Consider the following 1838-nt stretch of genomic DNA (forward strand, 5'->3'; position numbering starts at 1 on the left):
AACGAGCTGAGCGCGGCTATTCCGCCAACTGCGAGGCCGGAGCGGCGGAGGAATGTCCGTCGGTCGAATGGAGCCGAATCCGTGCCAGCAAGGAGGCTTTGCAGTCTTGTGCGGCTTGCCTGTCCGCTTTTGCGCTTCGTCAGCATGGCGGCCTCACTTCTTTTCAGGGTAGCGGTTCACGCGGTAATAGGCCTTGATGTGATCGGTTTCCCGGTAGCGGGCCCGCATCTCGTCTTCACCGGGGTCATAGGCTTGCGCTTCGCGCGGAGCCAGTGCCGCCGCCGCAACGGCGGTGGTGGAGGCGCCGCCGAACGCCCGGAGGAAGCTGCGCCGGCTCAGTCCCGTCGATCGCTCCTCCTGCATTGCAACCTCCATCTGTCAGGGGCATCCGGCCCGCTTGCATTTCCTATGCGCTTCGCCGCGTCTCCATGGCAAAGGCTTCAGTTTCGATGTCGATAAAGGTTCGACCGGCCACCCCGACCGATCGGTAGAATTTCGCCGTTTTTGCGCTTTCCAGATCGCCAAAGAAACGTCCGGCCCATGGCGCGAGGTGCCGTTCGAAGAAAGCCTGCTCTTCGCCGGCCGCCACCTCGAAATGATTGCTGGCAAAGCCGCTCATGATCTCGCAGAGCGTTCCGAGATGATCCTCCGGGTCGCAGTGGCCGGCGGCTCGCTCCATGCCCAGGCGCATCATGTCCTGGCGCAGGCGGGCGAGTGGCCGTTCGTTGAGAAAGCCCGTGAGATAGTAGGAAGCGTAGGGAAGAAGCTCTCCGCGTCCCACGCCGATGAAAAGTTCGAAATATTCGCGATTGATATCATCCGCGCAGGTGCAGGCCGCTGCCCGGCCCAAGGCAGCGTGAGCGCGACCGAGCGGCGTGTCGCTGCTGTCTTGCAGGCGGGCAAGCCGGGTCAGGAAGCCGCTATCGGGTGGCTTGAGCAATAGCAACGCGAAGAGGGCATATTCGTCGGCGCGGGCTTGATCGATATCGTCAAGATCAGCGCCATCGAAATCGATGATTGAAGCATCCGCTCCATCCGACGATCCATACGCCTGGTCCAGGGGCAAGTCCGGGTTCATCGTGTGACCTTGACCGTGCTTCCGAGATTAGGTCAGCGATTGTAGCCCCACCCCGAACGATTGCAACAGCAGTCTGACGAATTCGTGCGGCTGGTCTAGTAGCAAGTCGGTGTTGGTCGTGTGACCTTGATCGTGGGCCCCTGATTGGGTGAGCTATCGTGGCTCTGCGCTACGGGTGCAGCAGGTCCCGGCGTCAGCGCGGGATCGCTCTGCCGTGGCGCGGCCGGGAGAGGACCTCGGTACGCGAGGGCGGAGAGACAGGGCCCGCGTCCGCCGCCTCTATCTCACCTGCTCCGTCAACTGGCGACCTCACCTCGGTAGGCTCGACGGTCTGGGCTTCTGGCGCATCGGTATCAGCTTCGCCAACTGGTGGCGTATTCTCCGGCCATTGGGCGTGCGCTTCGCCGGGCGCCTGGGCGGGCCAAGGCCGGGGAATTGCGGCTGTTTCCCGCTCATTCGCTTCGATGGGTAAAGCCATCTTTGATAGAAAGCTGACGACTGCTTCCTTCGCGTCCAGCGGGCCGAACCCTGCCATCGAACCCGCCTGGTTGAAGTCCCAGGCGTATTCGGAGGGACCGACATAATCGCGAATTGCCGGATCGAGAGACCACATCCTGCGCGTCGCGGCGCTCCTCAGCGCCGCAGGGACGCCTTTTCTCAAGAAGGCCGTAATGTCGCTTTCAGGCGTCAGGTCCTCGACGCGGGGGAGGGGCTCGGCGGGTCCGTCTGGTTCGTCTTGCGTCGATCCCGCATCCTGAGC

3 protein-coding genes are annotated in these 1838 nt (G+C 62.9%); all 3 read right to left on the minus strand.

Annotation, left to right across the window (positions count from 1 at the left end; translation table 11 throughout):
* Positions 1-153 precede the first annotated feature (153 nt).
* Positions 154-363 carry a formate dehydrogenase gene (locus EN991_RS34655; RefSeq protein ID WP_127367122.1) on the minus strand — a complete coding sequence of 70 codons (210 nt, stop codon included), beginning with the start codon at positions 361-363 and terminating at the stop codon, positions 154-156.
* 43 nt (positions 364-406) lie between these two features.
* Positions 407-1078, minus strand: coding sequence for a molecular chaperone TorD family protein (locus EN991_RS34660; RefSeq protein ID WP_127367123.1), 672 nt, complete (start codon positions 1076-1078; stop codon positions 407-409).
* 193 nt (positions 1079-1271) lie between these two features.
* Positions 1272-1838, minus strand: a 567-nt coding sequence (locus tag EN991_RS34665) for a DUF3306 domain-containing protein (RefSeq protein ID WP_164769606.1), incomplete at its 5' end; no start/stop codon positions are given.

It is taken from the genome of Mesorhizobium sp. M7A.F.Ca.US.005.03.2.1, from assembly GCF_003997795.1.
GTDB classification, from domain to species: Bacteria; Pseudomonadota; Alphaproteobacteria; order Rhizobiales; family Rhizobiaceae; genus Mesorhizobium; species Mesorhizobium ciceri.

Coding starts and splice junctions, on each gene's coding strand:
- EN991_RS34660 (WP_127367123.1), bottom strand. CDS start 1,078: ATGAACCCGGACTTGCCCCTGGACCAGGCGTATGGATCGTCGGATGGA.
- EN991_RS34655 (WP_127367122.1), bottom strand. CDS start 363: ATGCAGGAGGAGCGATCGACGGGACTGAGCCGGCGCAGCTTCCTCCGG.